Source organism: Vulcanisaeta distributa JCM 11216, assembly GCF_001315985.1.
GTDB lineage: Archaea > Thermoproteota > Thermoprotei > Thermoproteales > Thermocladiaceae > Vulcanisaeta > Vulcanisaeta distributa_E.
In genome coordinates this window covers 133850-159860 of record NZ_BBBI01000004.1, presented here as the reverse complement: position 1 = coordinate 159860, position 26011 = coordinate 133850, and the positions used below count along the sequence as shown (strand labels likewise).

The window sequence follows — 26011 nt, the reverse complement described above, 5'->3', positions numbered from 1 at the left end:
TAAGCCTTCCCAAGAAGTTAAATACGTGAGTCAGAAATACGGACTATATAGAACATAAAATCACGTTTCAGGCTCTTGAGCAATTAATTAATAAATAAATTATTTATTTAATCAATATTTATAAATATAGTATTTATGCCATAGCCCAATGCGCGCGCCCGCACCTACTCACACAGGTCTTTATTTCAATTACATATAGATGGGACTACGCGCAATCTCGATTAGGCATAGCTATTATTGTCATATTTTAATTACTTAGCATTTCATGTATTTTTAGCCCTTATCAATATATGATTAGTGCATTGCTTAAATAATGGCTTAAATAATGGCTTGCTGCATCATTATTAGCCATGGACTTGGGTAGTGCCAGGGTTATGACAGGAGTTGGCGCAATACTCGCTGGTGTTGGTTTTCTTGGCTATGGCGTGTTGGGTGTTGTTGGTATGGTTATATTCCTGATGGGAATTATTGAGATCGCCAATAATCTTCATGATAATTCATTGAGGAACGATGCGATTACCTGGTTCATATTAACCGTTGTGGCATTCGCCATATTCATAATTAGCTTTTTCCTGCTCTTCCTCATTCATAACCCCCCCACCTTCTCCATGCTTGTTATGATTATAACCCACGCCATTGGCATGCCTGGCGTGTATTATGGGCGTAATGGCGTGTCCGGGTTTGTGTATACTCCGTTCACCGAGCTTCTACAGTTTATGGAGTTGATAATGGCCGCGGGCATCTTCGCGTCTATACCACTAATCGCCTCGTCAGTATTCATGTACCGCATTGCCAGGAGGACCTATACATATACGGGTAGTGATTACGTTAGGATTGGCGGTTTACTCTATATAGTGGGTTCCGTACTGACGCCGATAATCATTGGGCTAGTACTGCTACTAATTGCCTGGTTAATGATTGGCATCGCCTTATTAACCACCGAGGTTAAACACCCGTGATTACTGCCCCCCCTGCCCTGCCATGCCCTCGGGCGTTATTACCTTTATCCCCCCCATCCTCTCTGCCATGACCCTTACGTAGTCGGGGGTTCTTATCGCCTATGTATGGCGTTATCGCCAGTACCTTATCAACTGTTCTGCCTGTAGCCTTCATGTAGAGCTCGGCCTTGCGCTTAATGATGATTAAGTCGCTCCTCCTTATTGCTGATGATATTTCCACAATCATGGTGATATGATCCTTAATGATTACGTCTAGCTCTATTTCGCTTGGGTATCCGTAGACGTAGCCGTCCGCGTCGTAGTACAGCCACTTCTCAACTGTGTAACCTGCGTCCTTAAGGATCTCCCTCACGCCATTTCTAAAGGCATCTTCATTAACCACGCCCCAACGGGCACCAAGGGCATCAAGTTTAATGGATAATAACTTAATCTGATTATCAACATACCTCCTTAGTTCCTCGACATCCCTTTTAGTAGCCATCGTGTCCCTAATCATCTGTATCTCCTTCCTTAATTCTTCGAATTTATCATCTACGTACTTCCTCAGTTCCCCCCCTACATCGTGCTTCGTGGCTAGGTTTTGCCATGGCGTTAATTTAGCGAGGGCTTGGTAAATAATCTCGGGCCTGGAAACGAGAACCTCAACTAGGATATTTGGGTTCTCCAGTAAAACCCTCTTGATCTCCTCGGCCAGTGACACTTACGGGTTATGCTTCACATCCTTAAATTTAAATCTATGGTTTCACCTAGCCGTGATGCGATTAGGAATTGCATTTAATACTTATTAGTTCCACGTTACCCAGTCCATTAATCATTATTGCGGTGTTCGTGGAGCTTATGAACCTGTCTATCCACGAACCTGTGTTGGCTATGCGTAGTCCATTATTTATGTTGGGTACATGCGTGTGCCCAATCACGACCCAATCATCCCTCCCAGCCCTCAGTATGAACCTAATTAACCTGTCGTATGAACCATTAAGTAATTTATTCATTAGTGATGCAATTAATCCGTTCTTAACAACGTAATCACCATGCAGGAACCAGAAGGTCCTACCGCCTATGACCAGCTTCATTACTCCACGAATAACCCTAACGCTAACACCATTAATACTGTACCTAGCCTCCTCATGATCAACCCTTGGATCATGATCATACATAGCCATCACGTAGATCACCTCCCTCAACCCATTGATGCCCGCCAGGTTTAGGCGGTGTATTAATTCATGAATATGGTTCTGGCTCAGTACTTGCCCGTGCGCCTTATCAAATAGGTCCCCCCCATTAATAACCAGGTAAATGCCATCCTTACCTAAGCTCCTTAGATAATTACCAATGCAGCCCAGGTCTCTCCTATTTGATTCTAGGTGTAGGTCTGATATGGCGATTATTAATGGGTCATCACCTAACTCCATCGTTGCCACATAAGCATTGCTGTACGTGAATGGCATTTCGTAAATCATCAATGCAATGATTAGTCCCAGCGTTAGTAATGCCGTAATTGCCACTTGGTTCATGATGCATTGATTTAACGTGCATTATTTAATATTTAATGGTCAGTACTCCGCCGTTTATCCTCATCGCTCGTGGCCCTTGAACCTCATCACCAATAATTGTTTAAAGTGGGTTTTGGTTTTAAGGCTTTAGTGATGAGATCCTAGCCGTTGGATGCGATGACGTGGATCACCGGGCTGATCAATCTATATTATCTATAATCCACGTAATGCTTATAAATAGGTGATTCATTGCAATGCGTTGGGTGGTTTTATTGCCAGGTACGCAATAATCGGGCTTGGTAAAATAGGGACTGCCATAGCCAAGTCCCTAATAAGTCTGGCGTTGATCCTGCTAATATAAGCGGTAGTGTTAGGAGGGTTGAGAGCGTTAGTAGGGTTAGGCGTGAATTACCCGGCGTGTTTGTGACCACGAATAACGTGGAGGTTGTTAAGGATGCAGACATGGTGATACTGGCCGTTAAGCGTATCAAGTCCCTGATGCCTTGATGCCAATACGTGATGTCCTTAGTAGTGATCAGTTACTCATTTCCGTGGTTGCAGGGGGGGTTACCACCAGCGTTATTGAGGGTATTGTGCCTTCTAAGGTGATTAGGGCCATGCCTAATATAGGCATTGTTATTGAGAGGGGGGGTGTGACTGCCATTGCGCCTGGCTCGAGAACGTCCAATGATGATGTTAAGAGGGCATGCGACATATTTGGTTCCATGGGTAGGTGCATTGTCGTTAATGAGCGTTATATGGATGCGATAACCGCCATTAGTGGCTCGGGGGGGCCTGCCTTCATGGCGTTGATACTCGAGGCTCTCTGGGAGGCTGGGCTACTGCTTGGCGTACCGACCGACATCTCCTGGGAGTTAGCCGTGGGTACCCTGGAAACCAGTACCGAGTTACTTAAGTTTAGAAGACCGTGGGAGGTTGTTGAGGAGGTTACGACACCCGGCGGCGTCACCATTAGGGGTATCAGGGTTGCCGAGGAGGGTGGTCTTAGGGGGGGCTTGATTATGAGGATGATTGAGGAGACCGCGAGGAGGGGCGTGAGATTAGTCAGGAGATTGAAATTAACATTAGGTCAAAAATCAGTGATTAGGTACGCAATACTTAATACCTCTGTCAAAATCGTGAATTTCGTGGGCAAGGGTACAAAGAGCGTGCGTGGAGGTGTAAGGCATGTTAATGATGATGTTGGCTCCATTATTGAACCCATTTACCAAACCTCACTCTTCGATTATAGGGAGCCCGAGCAAAGGCCGTCCTTACACGGCGTGGTACCGCTTAAGTATAGTAGGGAGGATAATCCGACGGTTCATGCCGTGGAGAGTAAGATGGCTGAGCTTGAGCACGGCGTGGATGCCCTCGGCACATCCAGCGGTATGGCCGCAATAACCACGTTAATGATGGCACTACTCTCAAGGGACTCCACCGTGCTCATGCCCCCCCTTGACGTCTATGGCTCAACACTTGTCCTTATGGAGAGGCTGGGCAGGTTTGGCGTTAAGACGGTAATTACAGACCCGGGTACTAACAACGTCATTAACTCCTTAAGGAATGGCGTCAATGTGGTATTTATTGAGTCCGTATCAAACCCACTCCTTAGGGTTTACGATATCCCCGAGATAGTTAAGGCATCCCACGAGGTTGGCGCCGTAGTCATTGTCGACAATACTCTAGCCACGCCAATGGGCAGCACGCCGATTAGTCACGGTGCGGATTTCGTGATTCACAGCGCCACCAAGTACCTCAGTGGGCATAATGATGCTGTGGCTGGGTTCATAATTGGGAGTGATGATAGGATTAAGGGCGTTTGGGAGTGGAGGAGATTCCTCGGTACGATTATGGAGCCCTTCACTGCATTTCTAGTTGATAGAGGGTTAAAGACACTCCATATCAGGATGAGGACTCACGAGGAGAACGCTAAAGCCGTAGCCGAATTCCTAATGGACCACCCAAAGGTCGAGAGGGTTTACTACCCATGCCTCGATAGTCACGAAACCTACGAAATAGCCAAGAAATTACTCAGTAACTGCGGTGGTATTGTAAGTTTTGAGGTAAAGGGTGGCCTGAGGGAGGCAATGGCCGTCTATAAGCACGTGAAGATGATAATACCGAGCGTAAGCTTCGGGGGGGCACTGAGAGCATAATAACGCACCCAGCGAGCACAACACACGCACACTGGAGCTCCGAGGATAGGGCCAGGGCAGGCATTAAGGACAACCTACTTAGACTAAGCGTAGGTCTCGAGGACCCCCCCGAGGACATAATTAACGACCTTAACCAGGCACTTAATTATGCATAAAAATTTGTTTATTAATAAACCATAAATATTAAAAATAATATACTATATATTTAGAAATAAATGGAAATAAAATTAAAAGAGAAAATCATGTAAAATGAAAAGAAAAGGATTTTTAATGTTAAAGAATTTATTTTATCGTGAATTTTCATGATTAAGACAATAAGTAAAAAACACAGTATAATAATTATGATTTATTTACTATCGTTTTTAAGTAGGTTTTTGTTTACGTACGTGTTTCTATGGGCGTTGTTCACCTCAGGTACTAGTGGGTTTAGGTTATTTCTGGTTACCATTGCCTACTCACTATCGAGTCTCGCCACCTTCGTGTTGGTTAGGGTCAAGATTACCAGGGCTCTTTATTCCTTTACGTCCCTATTCCTTCTCATTAACCTTCTTGATATACGCCTATTCATTGCCGCGCTACTCATGGGCATGTTAAGCGTCCACGTATCCTCAATACTGCCAAGCTTAGTCGGTAAGGAGGGACTTGGTCGTGTGAACTCGGAGAGGGTTATCATGGGTTCGCTGGGTGACTTAGTGGGTGTTGCAATGGCTCTATTTGTTAAGCCTACCTGGCTCTACCTAGCAATACCCCCCCTTTACCTGCTGGCATTATTACTTCCACGGTTTGAGTATAAAGGGGGGGCGAGAGGCTGATCTTTTCCGAGGCCAGGCTGATTTACCTTAACTCGTTCCTGCTGGGCATAGCCTATAGCTTAACCCCAACACTGATGGTCATGTGGTCCAGGGGGGGTAGCACTTACGAATTAGCCCTAGTATATTCAGCACCACCCTTAAGTAGTGTAATCAGTGGCTTCCTTGGCCGTAGGTTATTAAGACTAGGGCGTGAGTTGGTAATCGCCATTATCTCCGTGGCTGTTATGGCCGTGGCCACCGGCCTAATGGGTGTCGTTGGTAGTCCCGTAATTGCCTGGACCCTTGCCTTAACCCGCTGGCTCTTCATGGCTCTGTTTGGGATAGCCATAACGACTTTCGTACAACTCAAGTGGAGAAGTGATGTACTGCCTGGAGTATTTTCCACAAGCACCGTTGTGGGAGAGACTGGGAGACTTACAGGAGCCTTTCTAGTATTGCCTATAACGTCGATGACCGTGCAGTGGGCCTTCACAACCGCAGCCCTAATAACCTTAACAGCGGCATTCGTATTACTGCCATATAAACGTAAATATTACTAAATTAAACTATTGCACTAAGTTGTTATATTCAGGGGGGGCCAATTTTACTTTACACTTTAATGATTACAAATCTTATACCTTTGGCGAAACTTGATATTCAATATTAAGTTAATAAGTTATAAATAAATGATTACGTCTATGGATATACCGAATTACTTAAAAGCTAATTAATGTATTATCAATAATGCAGGCACAGAGATTGCAGAAGCTTTCAGACAATGTGTATGTGGTGCTTGGTAGGACTAATGCCGGCGTGCTTGTGATTGATAATAGTGAGTGCGTGATAGTTGATACGGGGATTGATGAGGACTCAGGGCGTAGAATACTCAACGCAATTAAGCCCCCCCTAAACCTGAGGGTTCGAGCCATAATCAATACACACCACCACGCAGACCACATTGGCGGTAATGCATTAATCGTTAAGAGGAGCGGCGCCGCGGTCTACGCAACGCCTGAGGATAAACCATTCATAGAGAGGCCCGTGCTTGAGCCGCTCTACCTCTTCGGTTCGTTCCCACCCAAGTTACTTAGGACCAAGCTCCTCGAGGCTGAGGGTGTGCCGGTTAGGGATTTGGATGACCTACGTAGGGAGGTGGGGGGGTTTGAGGCAATACCGCTGCCTGGACATACGATGGGTATGGTCGGTATATCCTATGGTAATGTATTGTTCACGGCCGACTCCTTCTTTCCAGTAGACATTATTCGAAAGTATGGAGCGCCATATCACTTAAATGCGGGGCTTGCGCTTGAAAGCCTTAGGAAGCTCTCCGAGGATGTGAGTAGGTATAGGTACGTCGTGCCTGCCCACGGCGATGTACTAAAACCTCCTGATGCCATTAACGTTATTAACGAGAATGTAAACGCAATAAATAGGCTGAGGGGGGCTCGTCCTAAATAGCATTAATGATTCTGTGGTGCTTGAGGACCTAATTGTGAAGGTATTCTCGTTGTTAGGCATAAGCATTGATTCACCGCATAATTACCTACTCAACCGCTCCGCGCTGCTATCTTTCATTTCCTGGCTTATTGACGATGGCTTACTAACCATTGATGCCGTGGATAATAAACTGATTGTGTCAAGACTGAGGAAGTGATATTTTAACTGAACTGGGTATTCCTTCCTAAATACCATTGACTTAGGGCGTTGTTTTATATTCACGTGGCTTAACCAAGCCCTGATGGGTATGTCCCGTAAAAAGGTAGTCATTGTCGGTGGTGGGATTGCTGGGTTAACAATCGCAAACACGCTGATTGAAAAGGCCAAGGACCTGGTTGAGGTCACCGTGATAACTAGGGATAGGCACTACATGGGTGGACCCACGAGACCATTACTACTAACTAATGAGGAGGAGTATGGAAGGATTATCAGGGGGGGTTATGAGGAGGTTGGTTTGAGGGGCGTTAATGTGGTTACTGGTGACGTGGTTAGTATTGACCCGGGTAATAGGGTTGTTAATTACACCGAGACACTACTCGGTAATAAAGTAAGAAGCCTAGGCTATGACTACCTGGTGCTGGCGCCTGGCGTGGTTTTTGATGGCTCGTCAATAAACGGCTATGAGAAGTACTGGTACATGAATGCGAATGTTTACGACCCAGGTAGGGTTCATGTGCTTAAGAATAGGGTGTGGAGCATGAATGAGGGCACTGTGATTGTGTACGCACCAAAGGCACCTTATAGATGCGCCCCCCCTGCACCAACCGAGACGGCACTGCTCATTCACACAATCCTTAAGTATAGGGGGGGTGTTAGGGATAAGGTCAGGATAATACACATTGATGCGAATGATAAGACGCAGCCGCCCGTAATCGCTGATGTTGTTAAGACGATTTATGATAAGGCGGGCATTGAGTTAGTCACTAACCAGGAAGTAATTGAGATGAGCGATAGGGAAGTCGTGACGAAGAGTGGCGAGAGGTATAGGTATGACCTACTGGCGATGCTTGAACCTAACAGGGTCCCGTCATTCGTAAGGGATGCTGGCCTTGGCACTGATTGGGTTGAGGTTAGGTCACCAACAGACCTGAGAAGTCCTAGGTTTGATGATGTGCTGGCTGCTGGCGATGCGGCGAAACTGCCATATCCAAAGAATCAGGAGATTGCGTTTGAAAGTGCATTATTCGCCACTAATAAGATCCTAGAGGACCTGGGCAGCAATGAGAGGGTGTCCGTGCAGTACGCATTCGTTGGTTGGGCCTATGTCGGCAATATTGAGGGTAGGTTGGAGACTATAAGTGTTCAATTCGGCTTTGACTACACGCAACAGCCACCAAAGCCGAGTAAGGACTGAGCCTAAGAGGGACTACACGGTACAGAAGGATCGTTGGATGCAGACGTACCTAAGGAGGCTGTTTGGCTACTGAGCAGCATTTACTTATTAATGCCTCAAACTTATCATCCTCAAGTATCATTAGGTACGCATCCTCACCATCATTGTAGTAACTCCTTAATACACCATTCACATCGAAGCCAAGCTTTCTGTAAAGTGTTATGGCTGGCGTGTTTGACACCCTAACCTCAAGTATCACGTGGTCAATTCCCCCCCTCTCGGCCATTGAGCATATTGACCTGCACATGAGTGCACCGCCAATGCCCATCCTCCTATAGTCCCTAAGGACCCCCCCGATGGATATCACGTGACCCCTGCCAAGGCCCTCTATGCATGATATTATGTAGCCCACGGGCTTACCACCCATGAACGCTATGTAGGAGTAATTAGTGCAGTTTCTACATAACCAATTAATGAAGCCTAGGGTGTACTGCTCACTTGGCTTGAATATCTCCCTCTCGAGACCCACTACTATGTCCATATCACTGTCTGGGTCGCACCTTCGTAATTCAAAGCCGCTATTCATTTACCATAGACCCAAAAAAGTAATTTAATAATATGCTTTATCACTTATTAAATGGTCGCTAGGATACTCGCCACGGCAGACATTCACTCGCCAAAGTACTTCCCAAGGTTTAGGGAGGCTGTTAAGGGCCTTGGTAGGTTCGATGCCATATTCATAGCTGGTGACCTAATGAAGGAGGGGAAGATTGAGGGATTGAAAATACTAATCAACGAACTAAAGAAACTAAGTGACACAATAATTGCTGTACCAGGCAATGAGGAATACGATGAGGTCATGCCAAGGGCCAGGGAACTCGATGTCATTAAGTGGCTTGATGACGATGTGATTAAATTAACGATAAATGACGTGACACTCAGGATAATCGGTTCAAAGGGATCCCTGGAGAGACCAACAACGTGGCAATTAAAGCACATACCTCACATAACTGATACGTATAGACGCAGGGTTGAGTGGCTTAAGAAAACCATTAACTCCTCGAGGGAATTAACAATCCTGCTAATGCACTATACACCAACGTTTAAGACCCTCCAGGGTGAGGACCAAGGATTTGGCCGAGTCTTGGGGGGGTTAGGGATTTAGAGGATGTAATCTTTAGTAATAATGTTATCGCAATACATGGTCACGCCCATAACTCGGTGGTTAGGTGCGTTAAGTCTGGTAATTCCTACATAATCAATGCCGCCTTCACAAATATTTGGAAGCCAATAATACTTGAAGTCGGTAGTGAGGGGGGGTTAAGGTCAATAAGCATTAATTGCCAGGAAATTAAGCATGAGAGGAGCGGTGGGCCATCAATACTGGACTTTATGAGGTAATTACTTAATAATTCCTTAACCATGTCCTCAGTGAATGCGGAGACTAGTTAGTGCTAGTGGTCTGGTGGTTTACCTCGGTGTTGCAGCATATATTGTGCTAATGTCATACTATACATTATTGAAATACCTAACCTTCCACACCCACGCCGCGGACCTCGGAATCTTTGCCCAGGCATTGGCGTCGACACTGTATTACCATAGGCTGCTTTATGAGAGTGTGGATGTGGCGATAATACCCAAGCCAGGGCCTATAGGCTATAGCTTCCTGGATGTTCACTTCTCACCAACGCTATTCCTATTCCTGCCTATATACGCTGTGTACCCAAGCCCAGCCACGCTGCTTGTGGTTCAGACAGTACTCATAGCCCTTGGGGGGGCATTACCGATTTATTGGTTGGGTAAGTACCTGGGCAGGGATTGGTTAGGGGGGGCGTTCTTCGCGATTATTTACCTCATGAACCCGCTGGTCCAGGGCGTTAACTCCTTTGACTTCCACATGGAGCTATATTCATGCCCCCCCTAGCCCTATATTCAACGTACTTCCTAATAACGAGGAGGTGGAGGATTTACTACCCAACACTGCTACTTACACTTGGCACCATTGAGTTCGCACCAATACCCATGGCACTACTTGGCCTGTACTACGTTATTACAAACACCAGGAGGAAGCGTGAACTAACGCATGGTGTATTAACAATGGTGATATCAATAGCTGTTCTCCTGATTGCCCTATGGGTTAAGTCCTTACTTAATCCGCTGGGCCCAACAACCGCTTCGCCATTATCGGGCTTGCCTGAGCAGTACGCATCATCATTTGGCTTCGGCATATTAATATCGGTTATCAAGGACCCATTACTAATACCGAGGCTATACTCCGTATATGGCACGGAGAAATTCCTATACTTCCTCGAGCTCTACGCGCCCACGGCATTCACAGCCTTCCTAGACCCACTGGTCCTCCCATCGCTTGCATGGCCCCCCCTTGCATCCTTCCTGACCAGCGACGTCATTTACTATAGCCCATTCTTTCAGTATAGTTCATTCTCGATACCGTTCATAGTAATGGCATCGCTAATTGCCGCGTCAAAAATACCCACCGAGCAACAGAAGAAATTTGCTGTGCTGGTCCTAATATCAACACTGATAGTGTTCCTCGGCGTTAGCCCGCTAATTCACTTCCAGTATCAATTGGTTAAGTCTGATTACGAGGTTTGGACTGCACTAAAGTTAATACCAAATAACGCCACAGTGCTTGTCCAGAACAACCTATACCCACCATTCTCAAACAACATAAACGCCTACACGCAGTGGTACCCATGGTTAAGGCCCGAGTACATAGTGGCTCAGCCGGATAGTCCCTGGTTCACCTGGTGGGGGGGTACGCCGTATAATGAGTATGTTAATGCGGCATTAATGGAGGGCTATGGTGTCTACATGGTGATTGGAAATACATTATTGGTCTTAAAGGCTAATTACACGGGTAAGCCAATAATATGTGAACCAATAATTCTAAATATAACGCCAAGCGTGGTTTCCATAATCAATGGGCAGGTAATGAACGGGGGGGAAATAGCTCACACGCCCAATGAAGCATCGGGGGGGTTTGGTTCACGGTAAATGCAACGTTATTGCCAGGGCAATACAACATGACAATAACATACTCGTGGGTAGGTCCCGAATACCTAAGGCAACTAAATGCCACATTGGCATATCTACAAATTAATGGACACACGATAGACCTAACAACGAACAAGGACCAGGTATCAATTACTATGTATAACAGGTATTACGGGAACGTTTTTATAACGATGTATGCCAATTATGTCGTAAACACGACAGTATTAATTAGACAATTCATAATAAACGGGCCGCTCTGTGGTTAGGAGAACTTGAAGGGCTTTATGTCTATTATCTCAACCTCATCACCAGGCCTTATGCCATAGGCCTCCCTGACGTCCCTCGGTATTGTGAACTGCCTGGAGTCCGTGTGCTTAGTCCTCAGTAACTTAACGCCCTTAATCGTGATTGGTACGCCATTGTAGGAAATGGTGACGACCGCGTACTTAAGCCCAGAAATACCCAGAACTCTAACCAAACTTGCAGGGATCAAGACCTGATTATTCAGGTAAACCTTAACCCTGTACGGCAACCTGGTCACACGGTAGCCCGGCGAGCCCCGTCTCTGCCTCAATCCCTGCGCATTCATCACAGTAAAAATCAACATTAGGAAATATAAAAAGTTATTGTTTAATTGAAAAAGAGACCAAGAACCATTTAACAAAGAACACATGATATCTTGAATAAATGACTATGCATCGTAACGTACCGCAAGGAAATGAAGATACAAGTCAATAAAACTCAAAGAAGAGTATGTGATACAAGGACCTCTCATTTTTGCCAGGTAACCCTAGAATTATTTTTACAGAACATATGAAGGAATTGGAAAAATAACTGGAGCCCCCCCGGCCGGGATTCGAACCCGGGACCTCTCGCTTACCAAGCGACGCTCCACCAGGCTGAGCTACCGGGGCATGGTCTCTGTTTATTGTGGGGGTTTTAAGTTTTTAGTGGTTTTTGTTTTCAGTTATTGTGACCACTGATTCATTAGTTCTGCGGCGAAGGCCAGGGCCCAGATTAGGTTTGGGTATACTATCATTCTTTCCATTCCGCCTGGGCCTAGGCCTAGGTACATGTGCATTATGTATAGTATTAGGCGATTAGGCCATGGTGCCTAGTATTGGCCATAGTACTGCCTGGGGGGGTTTTGAGAGTTTTATTGTTGGGTATGATGATACTGATGCGAATAGGAAGGCTATTAGTGCGAAGATTAGGTGGAATGGGTGTACGGTCTCTGGGGCGAAGCTACCCCCCCCGCGGCTCCAATGCCCGTTAGGGCTATTGTTATTGCGAATACCTTATTGAACCTATAGAGGAGTACCGCGGCTATTATTAGTAGGAGTCCCATTACTATTATTGATGTGTTGAATATTATTGCGGTAGGGCCTACACCCAAGTCGCTTATGTAGTTCCGCGATACTGAGTACCCTGGGTAAATGGCTTCAGCAGCTAGCATTGATAGTAGGAACTCTGCAATACCTATGTCTATTAGTAAACCCGCTATTTTCACTTGGTTTATCTTGTTGTTCATCAAGTTTTCGTAGCTATTTTTAATTAATAATGACTATCTCTATGTAAATTCTATATATTACCTCACTAACGTTTATTAAGGGGGGGATACTTTTATTGATGCTGGTCGTTAACGTGATTAGGGCACCTCATGTACCGACTAGTGAGGAGTTGTGGAATGCCGTGGTTGGTGTATACTTTAGCCTTCAGGCCAGGAACCCAAGCATTGAACCTGGCATTGATAGGTTGAGGAGGCTTGAGTTGAGGAGGGTTAGGGAGGTTAGGAAGTACCTGAGCGATGCCTTTCGCGATGTAGCCCTCGGGATGCCCTTTCTCGACTCCCTGCACCCATTCTATAGGGAGTTGATTGAGTTGATGATTGATAGGGCCATGTACAAGCACTCCCTGGCAAAGGTTGGCCATGCCACGAAGGCCCTCTCATCGATTTATAAGGATGCCGTGATTGCCATTAGGTCCGCCACGACAGGTAACGACATCGTTAGGGCTAGGAGGAACTTCCTGGCCAGGATTAAGGACCTACTCACGGACTTAAAGCCGGAGCTTGACTTCCTAAAGGCTGCTGCGGCTAAGCTCGATAAGTTACCGAACATAGACCCAAGCCTGTTCACGATCGTGGTCTCTGGAATGCCCAATGTTGGGAAGAGTAGCTTCGTTAGGTGCGTGAGTAGCGGTAGGCCTAAGGTTGCTGAGTACCCATTCACAACTAAGGAGCTCCATGTTGGCCACTTCACTGTTCTCAATGACGTGAAGGTCCAGGTAATAGATACGCCTGGCCTCCTTGATAGGCCGTTAAGTGAGCGCAATAAGATCGAGCTCCAGGCAATACTTGCGTTGAAGTACTTGGCGAGGGTTATAATCTTCATACTAGACCCAACAAGCCACAGTGGTTACTCATTAACAGAGCAGTTAAACTTGTTGAGGGAGGTGCGAAACAGCTTTGGCGGTACGCCGCTGCTCCTGCTTGTGAATAAGGTTGATATTGCCACGGAGGATGAAGTAAATACGGCATTAAGTGGTGTGGCGGTTATTGATGGGTCAATACCCACGTTTAGGGTGTCAACCATTAATTGTAATGGTTGTAGGGAAGTGATTAACTACATAGTTGATAATTACGTAATACCAATGCTCAGGGAGTCATTAAATAGTCGATGAGGATTAAGCATTATAAGTGCCTAGTTCAGCGTAACAGCGATGCAGATTGCCATAGCGGCCCATTCAAGCCCCGTGGATCCTAAGACCGAGACCATGGCCAGGGAATTCCTCAAGGAACTTCATTCCCAATGCCCAACAGCCACACTACTACTTGGTGGTTATTGGGGGGGATTCATGAAGACCATAGTTGATGAGGCACTGAAGCTTGGCTTTAGGATTGTCATGATTTTACCAATCGAGAGAAGCGTTGAGCCACCAAGTGGTGTTATTAGGATTGATAGCGGGTGTGAGTTTAGGTGTAGGTCTGTCATAATGGTTAGGTCGAGTGACGCCCTCGTGGCGTTGGGCGGCGGCGCTGGGACTATGATTGAGGTATTACTGGCTTACGCCATGGGTAAGCCCGCGTATGTATTAGTTGGTACCAACCTAAGCAGTGATGCTTTGCCTAAGGCATTTCCTGAGTATGTTGATGATAGGAAAGTCGTCAGGATTAGGTACTTTGACGACCCGATTAAGTTGGCGAGGGAGGTTTGCCACGAGAGGATTACACCCGTGAGAACAGCGTTTGGTTAGTCATGAGTAAGGATTTAAAAACCCATTAATTAATCATGAACCGATGTCGTCATTACTGGACAAGATTAAGCCCATGAGCATTGGGCAGGAGAGACTCCTAAACGCACTCAAGGACTCAAGGAACGAGATAGTGGGTGTCTTTGGGCCGACGGGTACTGGCAAGAGCTTAATATCGGCTGTATACGGCATATCCTCAGTACTGGCTGGGACCTATAAGCGATTCATAATTGCTAGGCCCGTGGTTGACGTGAGCACGGGTAAGTCATTAACGCCCGAGGAACTTGGTGACCTATACTATAAAGTTGCCTCTGCCTATCTTGAGGATATTCTCGAGGGTTTAATGGATAGGGAGGAGATAACTAAGCTCCTCCAGGAGGGTAAGGTAATGGTTACCGATGTATCCTACTTAAGGGGGGGTAGGACTTTTGATGACTCATTGATATTCCTGGATGATGCCCAAAACACGCAACCAGAGAACGCAGCCGAGATACTCATGAGGATTGGTAGGAATTCGCGATTGATAATTGCAGGTGATCCAGTGCTTCAGAGACCGCTCGGTGTTGAGAAGGATGGCGCAACACTGCTCAGGGAGGTGCTTCTTAATGAGGAGAATGCAGTGGTTGTGGACCTGGGCCTTAAGGACATTGTTAGGCCAGGCGCCAAGAGGGGTGTTAAGGTTTCCTTTGAGTTAAGGATGAGAAGGAGGGAACTAAGCAATATGGAGAGGCAGATATTGGACTTGATAAGGGTTCACGCGCCGGATGCCGATGTGGTTACGGTGATTGAGTTTAAGCAGGAGAAGGAGAACCTAGGCATTAAGAGCGAGGGCGTGCCTGACGCATTAATAATAGCCAAGGAGGGCCACCTCGGCAGGGTGGTTGGTAAGGGTGGTGAGAGGATTAAGGCTATTGAGGGTGAGAGTAACCTGAGGGTTAGGACCGTGGAGATGAACCTAAACTTCAAGGAGTGGATTAGGGCGCTTCACCCAGTGGGTTGGATTGGTAAGCACATCGTTGATGTGGATTTTGCAGGCCCTGAACTTATGATCACAGTTAGGAAGAATGCCTTTGGGGGGCCTTTGTGGGGGGGCAGAAGGGCGTTTACGTTAGGCTTATTGATAGGGTATTTAAGCGTCTCATAAACGTTGGTATCAGGGCGATGGAAAGCGAGGAATAAGGCCTAGGGTACTTCTATATTTGCATGTCTCGTCTTTATCTCATCCTCGGTCTTATTAAGCCTATGCATTAACTCCGCAATTACCGCGTCTAAGAGGACCATTGCAGTATCCTCGAAGAGAGTCCCCCCCAGGGGGGGTGCTAATGGCTCATGAAGACCGAGTATCTGTCTCGCGAAATAATCATCCATCTTGGCCACCTTAGTCCTACCTGGGACTTGGACAATTAAGTCGGCATAGCTGGCCAGTGGCGAGTCCTTATAACTCGTTATTGCCACCACCATGGCCTTCATCTTCTTAGCTGCCTCCGCAGCGGCCACTACCATAGTCGTCGTACCACTACCCGAAATGCCACAACCAAATCACCCTCGCCAACACTGGGCGTTATGGTTTCGCCAAGTACGTAGGACCTAAAACCAAGGTGCATAAGCCTCATCGCGAATGCCCTACCCACAAGACCTGACCTACCCGCGCCAACAACGAGGACCTTCCTTTCACTCTTATAAACATTTATTAAAGAATCTATGAATAGCTCGATATCATTAATATCAATAACATTGAGGGCATTCAAAATAAAATTTCCAATCTCCACATACGCACTCTTAAAATAATTAAGCTTCTCCATTCCAACAAAAGAATGCACCTAAAAGTATTTAACACTTATCCCCCCCGCCGATTCTGCACCATGCATGTTATTATTTATTCAAGGTATTACCGCTAGTTTTCAAGGGGGGGATATGTTTATATATGGGTTGGGTACGCATTACTCAAAAAACGTCCAATATTGGGGGAAAATGACGACCCAAACCCTAATAGAACTGGGGGGGGCAGGGAGAGGAATGCATTAGTGTATGGGGTACACGTATATGGAAATTTGTATGGTTGCAGCAGGGAATTACTTAAGGATGAGGTATATCTATTAAAGGTTGTTAAGGAGGCGGCAGATGTTGCTGGCGCGTTGGTTGTTTCAACGTTTTATTACAAGTTTGGGGGTTAATGGTGGGATATCCGTAGTTGCCATAGTCGCCGAGAGCCACATATCAATCCACACCTGGCCCGAGCATGAGTATGCCACGGTAGACGTATACACCTGCGGTAGCCATACAAACCCAATGGCTGCCTTCGAGTACATAGCCAAGAGCTTAAATGCCAAGAAGGTCGAGGTCTTCATGTCAGATCGGTCATACTACACCGATATTAAGGTTAGCAATGAAGATAAAGGTGATAACGTGAGTTGAATACTACTTATTGGCATTTCCCCTCAAAATTATTCATCGTTTTTCCATTATTAACTCCCTAGGAACAAAGAGTTGAAATAATTTAATCGGCCTAGGTAATCCTTGGCGTAGAACCAAGGCCCTATACTGCCCACTCAATAACCACATTACGTCATCATCATCCATGCCACTAATACTCGATGCAACATGAGACGCATATTGCGAATTCCCAGACAGTATAATCGTTGTACCCACATTCCCCCCCAGGATACCCTCATTAAGGGCAGTAAGTGGTGGTTGCATCAATGCGAATAAAGCCACACCGAACTTCCTCAATTCCCTGAACACCCTCTCCACCGGATCATCAATACCAAATACCTTGTATTCACCCTGTAGTTTAAGTACGTTGTGCGCCTCATCAATAATCACTAAGTACCTCAATGGACACGGTAGATTACGGCATTCGGATATTGCCTTCTTAGCAATAGATAGCAATATGAGCATCGATAAATACCTAATTAATTCATCACTGAGTATTGACCTCATGACGAAGACAACATCATCATTAAGTAAATCATACACATTAAACATTACATTGCTTGTTAAGCCACCGTAGTAGTTGATTATGGGCGTAAGTATATTATACAGGTTATAATACGCCTCCTTTAATATTAAATTATTCGAAAGCCCCCCCTCAAGTCGCTTTATTAAATCATCGATGCTTGAAACACTATTAACGCCAATACTCGCCATACGCAGTAAAGCACCTTCAGTACCTAGTAATAGTAGTGGATTAATCATTTGTATCGCCTCAATTAACATGGGCAGTTCTCTCGTTATGACCTTGACCTTGCTTAAGTCGACAACCCTCACATTAATTAATCTACTGAGGAGCTCGGTATGCCCATGTGGATCAATCACCACCAACTTAACGTTGCTACCCAACCTCCGCTTAACCTGATAGGCAATACTCATGGCCAGTGTAGTCTTCCCCCCCGCGCCCGTCGGCCCTATTACCAATACATGAGGACTCAACCCACCAAATGACCAGTAAATCTCCCTATTATTAACATCCTTTCCTATTACGGCAAGGCCACGTCTTTCATACACTGATGGGTATGTAAACGGCGTAAACACCACCAAGTTTAACTCCATAGACCACGCAGGGCCATCATCACCATTTAACAACTTCGATATGGGTAATGCCGGTGCCCATCCCCCCCACTTGAATGAGGAATCGAACTTAGCCGTACTGGCGAGGTAAAGTGAGTATATGTCCTCACCCTGCTGAATCCTCTTTAATACGGCTTCAAAATCCTTATAATTAAGGAAGTACTTAATATGCCTGAGCATCAGGAATTTACCATAAACCCTACTGGCGGTACCCTTAACCCAATCCCTCAACCTATCACTACTAGATATCACCACCAATACACTTGCACGTGACTGAGCAATCCTACTCCTAAGGCTTAATGCGTCGGCCCTAACCATAGTATTATCCATAATTACGGTAGTCCTCAAATCGTAAATGACCTCATTATTAAACCCCACATTAACCACGAACCTCCTCCTCGAGAAATCACTAACAGAGTAAGCAATGTATAGTATAGGAGGCACTAGTAATGCGTAGGCTGAGACCGTGACCAATGCAGGAATTACTAACAGAAGTAATGGGAGCCTGCTTAATGACCTTCGTCTAATACGCATCCTAAGAGCATTAGCTAATTCAAAGCCACTAATCCTAGTAGCCCTAATACCAAGTCTCTCAAGCTCGGATGTGAACTCATGGTAAGAATCCCTATCAACGCCAATCACGTATTCATCCGCCGACATCAAGACAATAACCCTATACCTAGAGAATAGCTTAATCAATGCGCGCGCCTGGTCAGGGCCTCCTCAAACGAGGAATCAAATGTATACGGCGTACTTAATACCCTAAGACCCACAATCTCCCTACCATTTACTTCAATACCCTCCAACCCAACCCTCACAGACTCCACAGGGTCTCCATTATTAATGAACAACCTAACCCGTTCCCTAAGGCCGATTAAGTCCTTAATCAAAATGAGGGGTATTAGAGTATTGATAACGATTAAGTAAGCCCTATGGTCAATGACGTAGGTAGCAATTGCAATAACAATAGCGATAATTAACCTAATCCTCACCAATAACCACCCTCGAAAGCAACCTGTAATACTCAGGATCCTTCCTCGCAGCCAATTGAATAATGGACCTAACATCATAACCCAACTTCCTACCCAACTCAATTACCTGAGGAACAAGTACAGGGTTCAACGAACGCCCAAACCTCCTAATCATGGCACCAACGTAGTCCCGATCATCGATCCTCTCGAGCATTTTCCTATAAATAATGTCCGAAGTGATTGGGTAGTTACCTCCTTGATTACCCATTATGTACGCCTTAACGGTAATGCCATCACCATGATAGTAAAACTCAAGTGGCCTCAACCTAATGATACCCTCCTCATCAACACCAAGCAAATCCGCAGCCTCAATAGCCGACCTACCATTAAGCTTAAAGATAGCGTAGTGACCAACAATGTCAAGCACATTCCTCTTAACATCGAGTGGGTCCTGAGTCACGAGGATAAGCGTAGCACCGTCATGCCTACCCTCCTAATCAACCTCTCAATAATCGACTCACCAACCACATACCTATTGAGAATTCTATGAGCCTCATCAACAATAATGAGGGAGTTACTCAACAAACCACTAAGCACCTCAAGAAACGTTAGTGTGAATATCACAGCGGCGAGTTGGGATACGTAGTATAACGGTGCCATGTTTATGACCAATAACCTAGACCGAACAGCACTATTACTTAGTGTATTCCTCATGAGCGCTGTTATCATCAACTTCCTCAACCTACGCCTCACCGCGGAAATAGCGTTTAAGTAATCATTCCTCCTCATCTCCTGCTCAAGACTATTTAACACCACGTACAGATCCCTCAGGGTATTCCTATCGCCTAATCGATCAAGAGCCTTCTCAAGGACTTCAAGTTGAATGAATGAGAAACCACCATTATCGCTCTCGCCATACATGAGAGCTGCAGCTTGAATCGCCATTGAGAGTAATTCACTGGCTCTATGCCTGGGCAACGTTAGTGGGTTTACGGCGATGTCTACCCCGGGTATAGCCACGTAGCCGCGACCTGCCAGGTATAACGAGTATTCACCCGTTGGGTCGAAGATTACGATTCTGTTAAGCGTATTTCTTTGGAGCACATCGTTTATTAGCAACCTCACGAGCGTGGTCTTTCCAGAGCCCGTGGCGCCAAGTATTATTAAGTGTCTCGCTAGGTCTATGTCTATTGGGTAGTAATTGCTCATGAACATGCGGCCCGGCCTTGGCGATGGTTTAAGGGTTAGGTCCATGTTATCCCTGAGTCGTGGTAGAAATGCCTTATTGCTGCATGTGAGTATGTCGGTTTTTCCGTGGGTGCTTCCTCTTAGGAATAATGAGTACCTCACTTGATCATCGCCTAGCTTACACATTGTTACTATAGTGGGTGTGGAGACCTGGACCTCTGGTATTGCCTTTACCTTAACTTCCGAGAAATTCATTGATACATTATCGATTATGCTAAGCGTTATTCCTGATGGTAGTGGTTCCACGTAATCAACCCACTTATTGAGTAAGTGCCTTATCCTATCCCTATGTATGGCTGTGAATAGCGGGATGTGGGCCGGTGTATGCAGTATTATGAGCCCCCCCACTTCATCCCTTATAACCGTGATCCTCAGCCCATCAAGGGCTTGAGCCAGGTCCCAAGCATTTACTTCCTTCTTTATGCGGAGTCCAATGATTAGTTTACTGCCCATCTTCAGTAGGCTCGAGTTCAAGTTCGACATTTATTACCACCTCTTCCATACTTTGTTTTAATGTTCTTACGTTGGTAATCGTTGTGTTACTTCTTTCATTATTACTAATACTTAGTAGTAATAACCAGTTTAGGACCTTAATGCCCATGGTATTTACCTCATTTATACCATTATTTTTACTAAATTATTCGTGCCGGCGGTGATGCACTTAATCTGGTGCTTTGATGTGGGTATTGCTAGTCGTAAAAATGGTCGTGTCTTTCAACGTGGCGTAGCTATAATGTTGGTTGAAATTTAGGGAAGCTATTAAATTCGAGGGTTTTTTCTAGGGAAGTGAGGGGGGGGTTGGGTGAGGAGGCCTTGTACTTAGTTGATGAGCAGTATGAGATTCAGAGTACCGTGGATAGGAAGGGTACTTCGTCGTATTACACTAGTCGTGATGGCTTAGCCGTAATTAGGAGTTTCCTTAAGGGGGGGTTGGGTGAGGAGTATAGGAGGGATGTGGTGGTTATGGATCCATTTGCGGGTCGGGGGTTACATTATCGGCCGTAAATGACCTTGTTAGGCCTAGGAGGGTGATAGCGATAGAGATTAATGAGGGACCTTGCGAGCTAGCCCGTAGAATTCTGTCCTCATTATATAGTGATGTTGAGGTGATATGCGGCGATGCCTTTAGGGTTGCATGGAGTTATAGGGCTGACCTCGTTATTACAAACCCGCCCTTCGTTAGGTGGCACTTAGTTCGTAATAGGGGGGGTGAATTGTTAAGTTTGGTGGAATCGATGGGTTATGGGAGGTTCATAGTAAGGAGGGACCTGGTCTTCATGTTCTCTCGTTTTTCCTAATAGACCACATACTCAGGGATGGTGCTATGCCATTCTCGTGATGCCAGCGTCCACGTTTTACACGGAGCAGGGTGAGGGTGTGAAGAGGTTATTGAAGTTGAGGTATGACGTGATTGGGCTTGTTGAGAATAGGGTTGGTCCGTCGTTTAGTGATGGTAGTGGTTTTAAGGAGTTGATAATCTTCGCCAGGAAGAGGGGGGGTGGTTCGGCAGGTTTTGTTGGTGGTTTAGATACGGAGACGGGGGGGGATTTACTACTATGAGGGTGATTTAAGGAGGGTTGGGGGGGCAATAAACCTACGGAGATTACCTGCCTTCGCGGATAGGAATTGGCTTAGTCTATTTGATTATGAGAGGGCGAGTAAGCTCATTTCGGTGGTTGAGGAGGCCCTGGATAATGGTTTACTACGTTACCTGAGTAGGGATGAGATTGTTAGGGGGGGTGTTGAGATGTATGGTCCTGACTTCTTCTTCATACCCAATGCTCACTGGTTCATTGTGAGGGAGGACGAAGCGACAATTACCATAGGTAATAGGGGGGGTAATGGCATGAGACTTGTAATACCCAGGAAGTACCTGGTCAAGTGCCTGAGGAAGCCTGAGTACTACGGCGATGGGATATACGTAAGTGACCCGAGGTACTACGTCCTCTCGATAGGCGAGGAGCCGGAGGGTGACCTTAGGAAGTACATTGAGTGGGGCGTGAGTATGGGCATCCCAGCCTGAAGTTTGGGGATAGGTGGTACCAGCACGTGTGGAGGCAGCTGCGGGTTAAGAGGCCGTATGGTTACGTATTTATTCACGATAAGGTGGACTTAAGGAGTCATGAAGTCATTGCTAATTATAGTGACAAGCCGTTGTGCGCTTCGAAGGATTTCTACATAGTTAGGACGAATAACCCATTAATTGCCGCTTGGTACAACTCATCGATATTTAGGGAGTTATTGGCTGTATTCGGGAGGAAGATTTCGCAGACATGGACGAGGTTGCTCGAAAATGATTACTTGGCAATCCCCCCCGTCCCATCGAGGGTCATGAGTGTGGATTTACAAGACATGGGTGATGTTGATCGTGTAATAAATGAATACTTGGGATTATCTATTCTTTAGGTTCATTGCATGCCTTAGGTGCCCTGGAAATCCTGGTGTGGGTGTTAATTCCCTTCGCTACACGTATTTTGTGGTGATTATTATTAATCATCGTAGTAATGAGCGTAACCTCGCCATGCATCTTTGGCAGTATCCTGGGCCCTTTCTGTCTGTGTCCTCTATCGTATTGCTGAAGTACATGACGCATTTGGGGTCTGTACAGTGGTCTAGCCCGAAGGAGTGCCCTAATTCGTGGAGTACCTCCTTGAGTATCCTTAGGTGGTAAAGTGATTGTTCCCCCCCGCGTAGTCTCTTCGTGAATACCAAGGCCAGTGCACCACCTATCTTTGCGACTCCGAATACGAAGTTTAGCCCCCCCTCAACATAACCATCATCGTTGATCACGAGCACTATCTTGTCGAATCCCTCGTAACCCCCCCTCACCCTGGGCTCCAGGTAATCAAGGAGCGCGTCAGCCCTTATTTGGCCCCCCCTCCTGACGTCCCTGAACTGGGACTTCAGTCCCTCGAAGTCTGTCATCCTCATCTCAACCCTGGCTAGATCACCTAGGTAATGCTCAATCTGCCCCCCCGGGAAGTCGCTTGGTAGCTCTACCTCCGTTAATACTAGGATCCTCTTCATGGCTTGAATTAACTTCCCTAACCAGGGCTTTAATGCATAACCTGGGTCAGCATGGGCGCAAGCTCGTCACGTCATCCGCCACGCTCGTGCCTCATCACCCGTGATTTATTCATAGTACCTTTTATTAAGCATCAATTTCGAAGTTTATCCCCGCAATTTTCATAGCCTTTAATCCCTCACGTACGACATCCCCAACCACTATCACGGAGGGATTCTCCACACTTACCTCCCCAGTGGCTAACTTACCCACCGTTGTTATTGTGACCCTGCTATTCCCCATGTACACCCTCGTTATTATCGCCACGTATGTCCCTGGGTCGAGACCGCCCTCAATCAATTCCCTAGCTATCTCGCCTATCCTCGATGCGCCCATTAGTATTATGATTGTATTAACGGCCCTAGCCAATTCCCTGAAGTTCACGAACGCCCTGCCCTTCCTCGGATCCTCCATGCCTGTCACTATGGCCACCGAGCTAGAGACGCCGCGTAAAACCGGCGGTATTAAGTAGGCCTCCGGCGCGGCTATGGCTGAGGTCACCCCTGGAATGACCTCACAGGGTATCCCCCGCATTGAGCACTGCGATGCACTCCTCAAAACCCCTGCCAAATAGGAATGCATCACCGCCATGTAGCCTAACCACGGTCTTGCCACTGCCTGCCTCGCTTATCATTATCCTTATTATCTCGTCCTCCTCCATCGTGTGCCTACCCGGCTCCTTACCTACATAGATTAATTGCGACCCCCCCTGATGCACATAATTCAGGGCTGACCTGGGTATTAACCTGTCGTAAATCACCACGTCAGCGTTCCTCAGGGCCTCGATACATCTCAGCGTCAGTAATCCCTCGTCACCAGGTCCTCCTCCTGCAATGATGACCTTGCCAACCATCCCCCCATTAATCTATGGGAAATGCATTTTTATGCGTATTATTGTAAGTATTCGTGGTTGAGTCTACCTGCCTATCCATGAAGTTCATGTTCTCTGGAGCCCATAGGGTTAGGTTTAGTGATGTTTATGGTGGTGTTCATGGGCATAATTATGACATCACAATAAGGCTCTGTGTCAGGGGGGGTAGGAGGATGCTCGTGACCGACATTGATGGGGTTAGGCGTGAGGTCCAGGGTATCATTAATGCCTTCGATGGTAAGTACATAAAGTCGAGCATGGAAAGTGCCCAGGGATTAATGCCCAGCGAGTTTGTTGAGGTACCCTGCATACCTGAGGGAGCTACCGGTGAGTGCGTTGCTTGGTACTTCATGGATAGGTTGATGGAGATCTTGAGGAAATTGGGTATTAATGATGTTACTGAGGCTCAGGTAATTGTCTGTGATTCACCGATTAATTGCTTTGAGGCTAAATCTTCTTAATTGTGCGGGACAGGCTCTCGCTGGTTAGTTCCTGAATCTTTATCGTATCCACATTCTCCTCAATAATACCATTTTCACCACCGACAAGTAGTGCCTTGACGGACCTAAATACAGACTTAGCCTTGTTAAATACCGTTGGATCCACATTGTCGTCCTCACCGTCGGTTATTATTACCAGTTTATAATCCTCAGTGATGGTTTCTCCAGGGCATCCTGTACCGCAGCCCTCACGGCATTTGTTATGTCCGTACCGCCCAGTGGTATTAATGAGAGGAGCATCTTTATGACATCGTTCTTATTCGTTAGCATTGGGTATACCTGCTGGTCGAAGAACCTCACGGCTAGGTTCCCGCCCTTCATGGAGAGTATTACGGCCAGGGCTGTGGCCCACGTGATCTTACTAATGGCCCCCCCACCTCGAATATGTTTATATTAACCGTGTAGAACATCGAGCCGCTCTTGTCAATTAGCATGTAGATCTTTGGCTTCTTGACCGCCCTCCTCTCCCTAACTAGTACGTTGCCCATGGCTAATTTATACGCGAATACTGGCTTGGCGAATTTCATGAGCATCCTCTCGCTTGGTATCATGTCCCTGAGCTCTGACGCCTTTGTCATGCGTTTAACCCCGCCAATTGTACCAACCTGCTCGGCATCCCTATCCTCCACCACATCCACCGTGTACCTGGTGTCCACGATCAACCTAATCAGTGAGTTTAGCATTGAGATTAACCTTAGCCTGTATGGGTCAATGTCCGTGCTTAGTAATATATCCGCTATTTCATGGCCCACGGAGTCCCCAAAGAGCATCTTAACCTTGTTAACCGTCTCGCTTACCTTCTTCATACTGCCAACGTAGAAGTTTATTAATGACCTAACCTCCCGCTCTAGGTTCATCCTACTCTCCCTGGATGATGCGTTCTTCTGGTCCATGGCGGACTCAACCATCTGCCTAAAGGAGTCATTCCTATCCATCTTGCTCAGGATACTATTATACACCTTGAGCAGTTTAATCGCCATTACCCTGGACAACCTACCGTTCAACCTGGTTATCCTGGATACGTCACCGTAGGCCTCGCTCCTGATGTACGTGAATACCACGAATCTCCATAACGACGTCTCCAAATCCTCATTGCCAGCGGGTATTCTGAGTATTGGTTGTCTATAGTGTACGTAGAATGAGTCAGCCAGTACTTCGTGTTTCATCTTATCTACATAACTTATTGACCGCTTACGTGCCTCAATGAGGACCTCCCTTATCCTGTACCTGGTAAGCGGCTCCTCATAATCAACGTTAGCTAAGATGCCGGGCACTATTTATTATGTGG

31 protein-coding genes, 1 tRNA gene and 7 pseudogenes are annotated in these 26011 nt (G+C 46.3%); 23 read left to right on the top strand and 16 right to left on the bottom strand.

Annotated features, from left to right (window positions below; all coding sequences use genetic code 11):
* Window positions 1-350: 350 nt before the first annotated feature.
* A complete protein-coding gene (locus JCM11216_RS05090; RefSeq protein ID WP_054853502.1) occupies window positions 351-959 on the top strand; it encodes a DUF996 domain-containing protein in 609 nt (202 codons plus the stop codon).
* Here JCM11216_RS05090 and JCM11216_RS05085 read toward each other — a convergent pair.
* Window positions 960-1659 (bottom strand): annotated as a pseudogene (locus JCM11216_RS05085) (PD-(D/E)XK nuclease family protein).
* A gap of 61 nt (window positions 1660-1720) precedes the next feature.
* Window positions 1721-2473: a metallophosphoesterase family protein gene (locus tag JCM11216_RS05080; protein ID WP_054853501.1), complete on the bottom strand. Its 753-nt coding sequence runs from the start codon at window positions 2471-2473 to the stop codon at window positions 1721-1723.
* A gap of 336 nt (window positions 2474-2809) precedes the next feature.
* Here JCM11216_RS05080 and JCM11216_RS16550 point away from each other — a divergent pair, with 336 nt between their 5' ends.
* From JCM11216_RS16550 to JCM11216_RS05050, 8 genes and pseudogenes are all read left to right on the top strand, one after another.
* Window positions 2810-2959, top strand: coding sequence for a hypothetical protein (locus tag JCM11216_RS16550; RefSeq protein WP_243675248.1), 150 nt, complete (start codon window positions 2810-2812; stop codon window positions 2957-2959).
* The gene (locus JCM11216_RS16545) at window positions 2959-4611 is read left to right on the top strand and encodes a PLP-dependent transferase (RefSeq protein ID WP_243675237.1); all 1653 of its coding nucleotides are present in this window, start codon (window positions 2959-2961) and stop codon (window positions 4609-4611) included. Before JCM11216_RS16550 ends, JCM11216_RS16545 begins: the two co-directional genes overlap by 1 nt.
* The gene (locus JCM11216_RS16540) at window positions 4611-4766 is read left to right on the top strand and encodes a PLP-dependent transferase (RefSeq protein ID WP_243675247.1); all 156 of its coding nucleotides are present in this window, start codon (window positions 4611-4613) and stop codon (window positions 4764-4766) included. Before JCM11216_RS16545 ends, JCM11216_RS16540 begins: the two co-directional genes overlap by 1 nt.
* A 147-nt stretch (window positions 4767-4913) precedes the next feature.
* Window positions 4914-5423, top strand: a complete 510-nt coding sequence (locus JCM11216_RS05065; RefSeq protein WP_054853499.1) for a hypothetical protein — start codon at window positions 4914-4916, stop codon at window positions 5421-5423.
* Between the two features lie 74 nt (window positions 5424-5497).
* Window positions 5498-5962 carry a hypothetical protein gene (locus JCM11216_RS05060; protein WP_054853498.1) on the top strand — a complete coding sequence of 155 codons (465 nt, stop codon included), beginning with the start codon at window positions 5498-5500 and terminating at the stop codon, window positions 5960-5962.
* A gap of 184 nt (window positions 5963-6146) precedes the next feature.
* Window positions 6147-6860: an MBL fold metallo-hydrolase gene (locus JCM11216_RS05055; protein ID WP_243675236.1), complete on the top strand. Its 714-nt coding sequence runs from the start codon at window positions 6147-6149 to the stop codon at window positions 6858-6860.
* Between the two features lie 16 nt (window positions 6861-6876).
* Complete coding sequence (locus JCM11216_RS16535; RefSeq protein ID WP_243675235.1) at window positions 6877-7056, top strand: hypothetical protein; 180 nt, start codon at window positions 6877-6879, stop codon at window positions 7054-7056.
* Between the two features lie 84 nt (window positions 7057-7140).
* Window positions 7141-8326 (top strand): annotated as a pseudogene (locus JCM11216_RS05050) (NAD(P)/FAD-dependent oxidoreductase).
* Here the strand turns inward: JCM11216_RS05050 and JCM11216_RS05045 are convergent.
* Window positions 8303-8818, bottom strand: coding sequence for a GNAT family N-acetyltransferase (locus JCM11216_RS05045; RefSeq protein WP_054853497.1), 516 nt, complete (start codon window positions 8816-8818; stop codon window positions 8303-8305). The pseudogene JCM11216_RS05050 and the gene JCM11216_RS05045 sit on opposite strands and share 24 nt — an antisense overlap.
* 51 nt (window positions 8819-8869) lie before the next feature.
* Here JCM11216_RS05045 and JCM11216_RS05040 point away from each other — a divergent pair, with 51 nt between their 5' ends.
* The 4 genes and pseudogenes from JCM11216_RS05040 to JCM11216_RS16525 all read left to right on the top strand — a co-directional run bounded on the left by JCM11216_RS05040 (window position 8870) and on the right by JCM11216_RS16525 (window position 11516).
* Window positions 8870-9397, top strand: coding sequence for a metallophosphoesterase (locus tag JCM11216_RS05040; protein WP_243675234.1), 528 nt, complete (start codon window positions 8870-8872; stop codon window positions 9395-9397).
* Window positions 9398-9453: 56 nt separating this feature from the next.
* Window positions 9454-9633 carry a hypothetical protein gene (locus tag JCM11216_RS16530; protein WP_243675233.1) on the top strand — a complete coding sequence of 60 codons (180 nt, stop codon included), beginning with the start codon at window positions 9454-9456 and terminating at the stop codon, window positions 9631-9633.
* Window positions 9634-9733: 100 nt separating this feature from the next.
* A pseudogene (locus tag JCM11216_RS05035) lies at window positions 9734-11250 on the top strand (DUF2079 domain-containing protein).
* A gap of 29 nt (window positions 11251-11279) precedes the next feature.
* Window positions 11280-11516 carry a hypothetical protein gene (locus JCM11216_RS16525; RefSeq protein WP_243675232.1) on the top strand — a complete coding sequence of 79 codons (237 nt, stop codon included), beginning with the start codon at window positions 11280-11282 and terminating at the stop codon, window positions 11514-11516.
* Here the strand turns inward: JCM11216_RS16525 and JCM11216_RS05030 are convergent.
* From JCM11216_RS05030 to JCM11216_RS16520, 3 genes are all read right to left on the bottom strand, one after another.
* Window positions 11513-11839, bottom strand: a complete 327-nt coding sequence (locus JCM11216_RS05030; RefSeq protein WP_054853496.1) for an AbrB/MazE/SpoVT family DNA-binding domain-containing protein — start codon at window positions 11837-11839, stop codon at window positions 11513-11515. The two genes, JCM11216_RS16525 and JCM11216_RS05030, sit on opposite strands and share 4 nt — an antisense overlap.
* 246 nt (window positions 11840-12085) lie before the next feature.
* Window positions 12086-12164 (bottom strand) — tRNA-Thr (locus tag JCM11216_RS05025).
* A gap of 296 nt (window positions 12165-12460) precedes the next feature.
* Window positions 12461-12781: a DUF998 domain-containing protein gene (locus JCM11216_RS16520; RefSeq protein ID WP_243675231.1), complete on the bottom strand. Its 321-nt coding sequence runs from the start codon at window positions 12779-12781 to the stop codon at window positions 12461-12463.
* 98 nt (window positions 12782-12879) lie between these two features.
* On the opposite strand from JCM11216_RS16520, the gene JCM11216_RS05015 reads away from it, so the two are divergent.
* The 3 genes and pseudogenes from JCM11216_RS05015 (at window position 12880) to JCM11216_RS05005 (ending at window position 15681) form a co-directional block, all read left to right on the top strand.
* Window positions 12880-13932, top strand: a complete 1053-nt coding sequence (locus JCM11216_RS05015) for a GTPase (RefSeq protein WP_054853495.1) — start codon at window positions 12880-12882, stop codon at window positions 13930-13932.
* 39 nt (window positions 13933-13971) lie between these two features.
* Window positions 13972-14505 carry an LOG family protein gene (locus JCM11216_RS05010; protein WP_054853494.1) on the top strand — a complete coding sequence of 178 codons (534 nt, stop codon included), beginning with the start codon at window positions 13972-13974 and terminating at the stop codon, window positions 14503-14505.
* A gap of 43 nt (window positions 14506-14548) precedes the next feature.
* Window positions 14549-15681: pseudogene (locus JCM11216_RS05005) on the top strand (PhoH family protein).
* A 3-nt stretch (window positions 15682-15684) separates the two neighbouring features.
* Here JCM11216_RS05005 and hxlB read toward each other — a convergent pair.
* A pseudogene (hxlB, locus tag JCM11216_RS05000) lies at window positions 15685-16304 on the bottom strand (6-phospho-3-hexuloisomerase).
* 159 nt (window positions 16305-16463) lie between these two features.
* Here hxlB and speD point away from each other — a divergent pair.
* Window positions 16464-16917: pseudogene (gene speD, locus JCM11216_RS04995) on the top strand (adenosylmethionine decarboxylase).
* Window positions 16918-16950: 33 nt separating this feature from the next.
* On the opposite strand, the gene JCM11216_RS04990 reads toward speD, so the two are convergent.
* The 4 genes from JCM11216_RS04990 to JCM11216_RS04985 are packed head-to-tail and all read right to left on the bottom strand — an operon-like array spanning window position 16951 to window position 20771.
* Window positions 16951-18768, bottom strand: coding sequence for an AAA family ATPase (locus JCM11216_RS04990; RefSeq protein WP_243675230.1), 1818 nt, complete (start codon window positions 18766-18768; stop codon window positions 16951-16953).
* A complete protein-coding gene (locus JCM11216_RS16515) occupies window positions 18765-19061 on the bottom strand; it encodes a hypothetical protein (RefSeq protein WP_243675229.1) in 297 nt (98 codons plus the stop codon). Before JCM11216_RS16515 ends, JCM11216_RS04990 begins: the two co-directional genes overlap by 4 nt.
* Entirely contained in the window at window positions 19051-19500 is a 450-nt protein-coding gene (locus JCM11216_RS16510; protein ID WP_243675228.1) for a hypothetical protein, read from the bottom strand. Before JCM11216_RS16510 ends, JCM11216_RS16515 begins: the two co-directional genes overlap by 11 nt.
* Window positions 19497-20771: a DUF87 domain-containing protein gene (locus tag JCM11216_RS04985; RefSeq protein WP_243675227.1), complete on the bottom strand. Its 1275-nt coding sequence runs from the start codon at window positions 20769-20771 to the stop codon at window positions 19497-19499. Before JCM11216_RS04985 ends, JCM11216_RS16510 begins: the two co-directional genes overlap by 4 nt.
* 303 nt (window positions 20772-21074) lie before the next feature.
* On the opposite strand from JCM11216_RS04985, the gene JCM11216_RS16505 reads away from it, so the two are divergent.
* The 5 genes from JCM11216_RS16505 (at window position 21075) to JCM11216_RS16485 (ending at window position 22694) form a co-directional block, all read left to right on the top strand.
* The gene (locus JCM11216_RS16505; RefSeq protein ID WP_243675226.1) at window positions 21075-21293 is read left to right on the top strand and encodes a hypothetical protein; all 219 of its coding nucleotides are present in this window, start codon (window positions 21075-21077) and stop codon (window positions 21291-21293) included.
* 23 nt (window positions 21294-21316) lie between these two features.
* Window positions 21317-21586, top strand: a complete 270-nt coding sequence (locus JCM11216_RS16500; RefSeq protein ID WP_243675225.1) for a hypothetical protein — start codon at window positions 21317-21319, stop codon at window positions 21584-21586.
* 37 nt (window positions 21587-21623) lie between these two features.
* The gene (locus tag JCM11216_RS16495) at window positions 21624-21848 is read left to right on the top strand and encodes a hypothetical protein (RefSeq protein ID WP_243675224.1); all 225 of its coding nucleotides are present in this window, start codon (window positions 21624-21626) and stop codon (window positions 21846-21848) included.
* Window positions 21849-21960: 112 nt separating this feature from the next.
* On the top strand, window positions 21961-22311 hold the full coding sequence (locus JCM11216_RS16490; protein ID WP_243675223.1) for a hypothetical protein: 351 nt from the start codon (window positions 21961-21963) through the stop codon (window positions 22309-22311).
* Between the two features lie 26 nt (window positions 22312-22337).
* A complete protein-coding gene (locus JCM11216_RS16485) occupies window positions 22338-22694 on the top strand; it encodes a hypothetical protein (RefSeq protein WP_243675222.1) in 357 nt (118 codons plus the stop codon).
* Between the two features lie 87 nt (window positions 22695-22781).
* Here JCM11216_RS16485 and JCM11216_RS04975 read toward each other — a convergent pair whose 3' ends face one another.
* Together JCM11216_RS04975 and cobA are read right to left on the bottom strand one after the other, a co-directional pair.
* Window positions 22782-23315: an archaemetzincin family Zn-dependent metalloprotease gene (locus JCM11216_RS04975; protein ID WP_054853493.1), complete on the bottom strand. Its 534-nt coding sequence runs from the start codon at window positions 23313-23315 to the stop codon at window positions 22782-22784.
* 124 nt (window positions 23316-23439) lie between these two features.
* Window positions 23440-24205: pseudogene (gene cobA / locus JCM11216_RS04970) on the bottom strand (uroporphyrinogen-III C-methyltransferase).
* A gap of 53 nt (window positions 24206-24258) precedes the next feature.
* On the opposite strand from cobA, the gene JCM11216_RS04965 reads away from it, so the two are divergent.
* Entirely contained in the window at window positions 24259-24684 is a 426-nt protein-coding gene (locus tag JCM11216_RS04965; protein WP_243675221.1) for a 6-carboxytetrahydropterin synthase, read from the top strand.
* Here the strand turns inward: JCM11216_RS04965 and JCM11216_RS16480 are convergent.
* The 3 genes from JCM11216_RS16480 to JCM11216_RS04960 are packed head-to-tail and all read right to left on the bottom strand — an operon-like array spanning window position 24671 to window position 25997.
* Window positions 24671-24829: a hypothetical protein gene (locus JCM11216_RS16480; protein WP_243675220.1), complete on the bottom strand. Its 159-nt coding sequence runs from the start codon at window positions 24827-24829 to the stop codon at window positions 24671-24673. The two genes, JCM11216_RS04965 and JCM11216_RS16480, sit on opposite strands and share 14 nt — an antisense overlap.
* Before the next feature lie 26 nt (window positions 24830-24855).
* Complete coding sequence (locus JCM11216_RS16475; RefSeq protein ID WP_243675219.1) at window positions 24856-25044, bottom strand: hypothetical protein; 189 nt, start codon at window positions 25042-25044, stop codon at window positions 24856-24858.
* An 8-nt stretch (window positions 25045-25052) separates the two neighbouring features.
* A complete protein-coding gene (locus JCM11216_RS04960; protein WP_243675218.1) occupies window positions 25053-25997 on the bottom strand; it encodes a hypothetical protein in 945 nt (314 codons plus the stop codon).
* Between the last annotated feature and the right edge of the window lie 14 nt (window positions 25998-26011).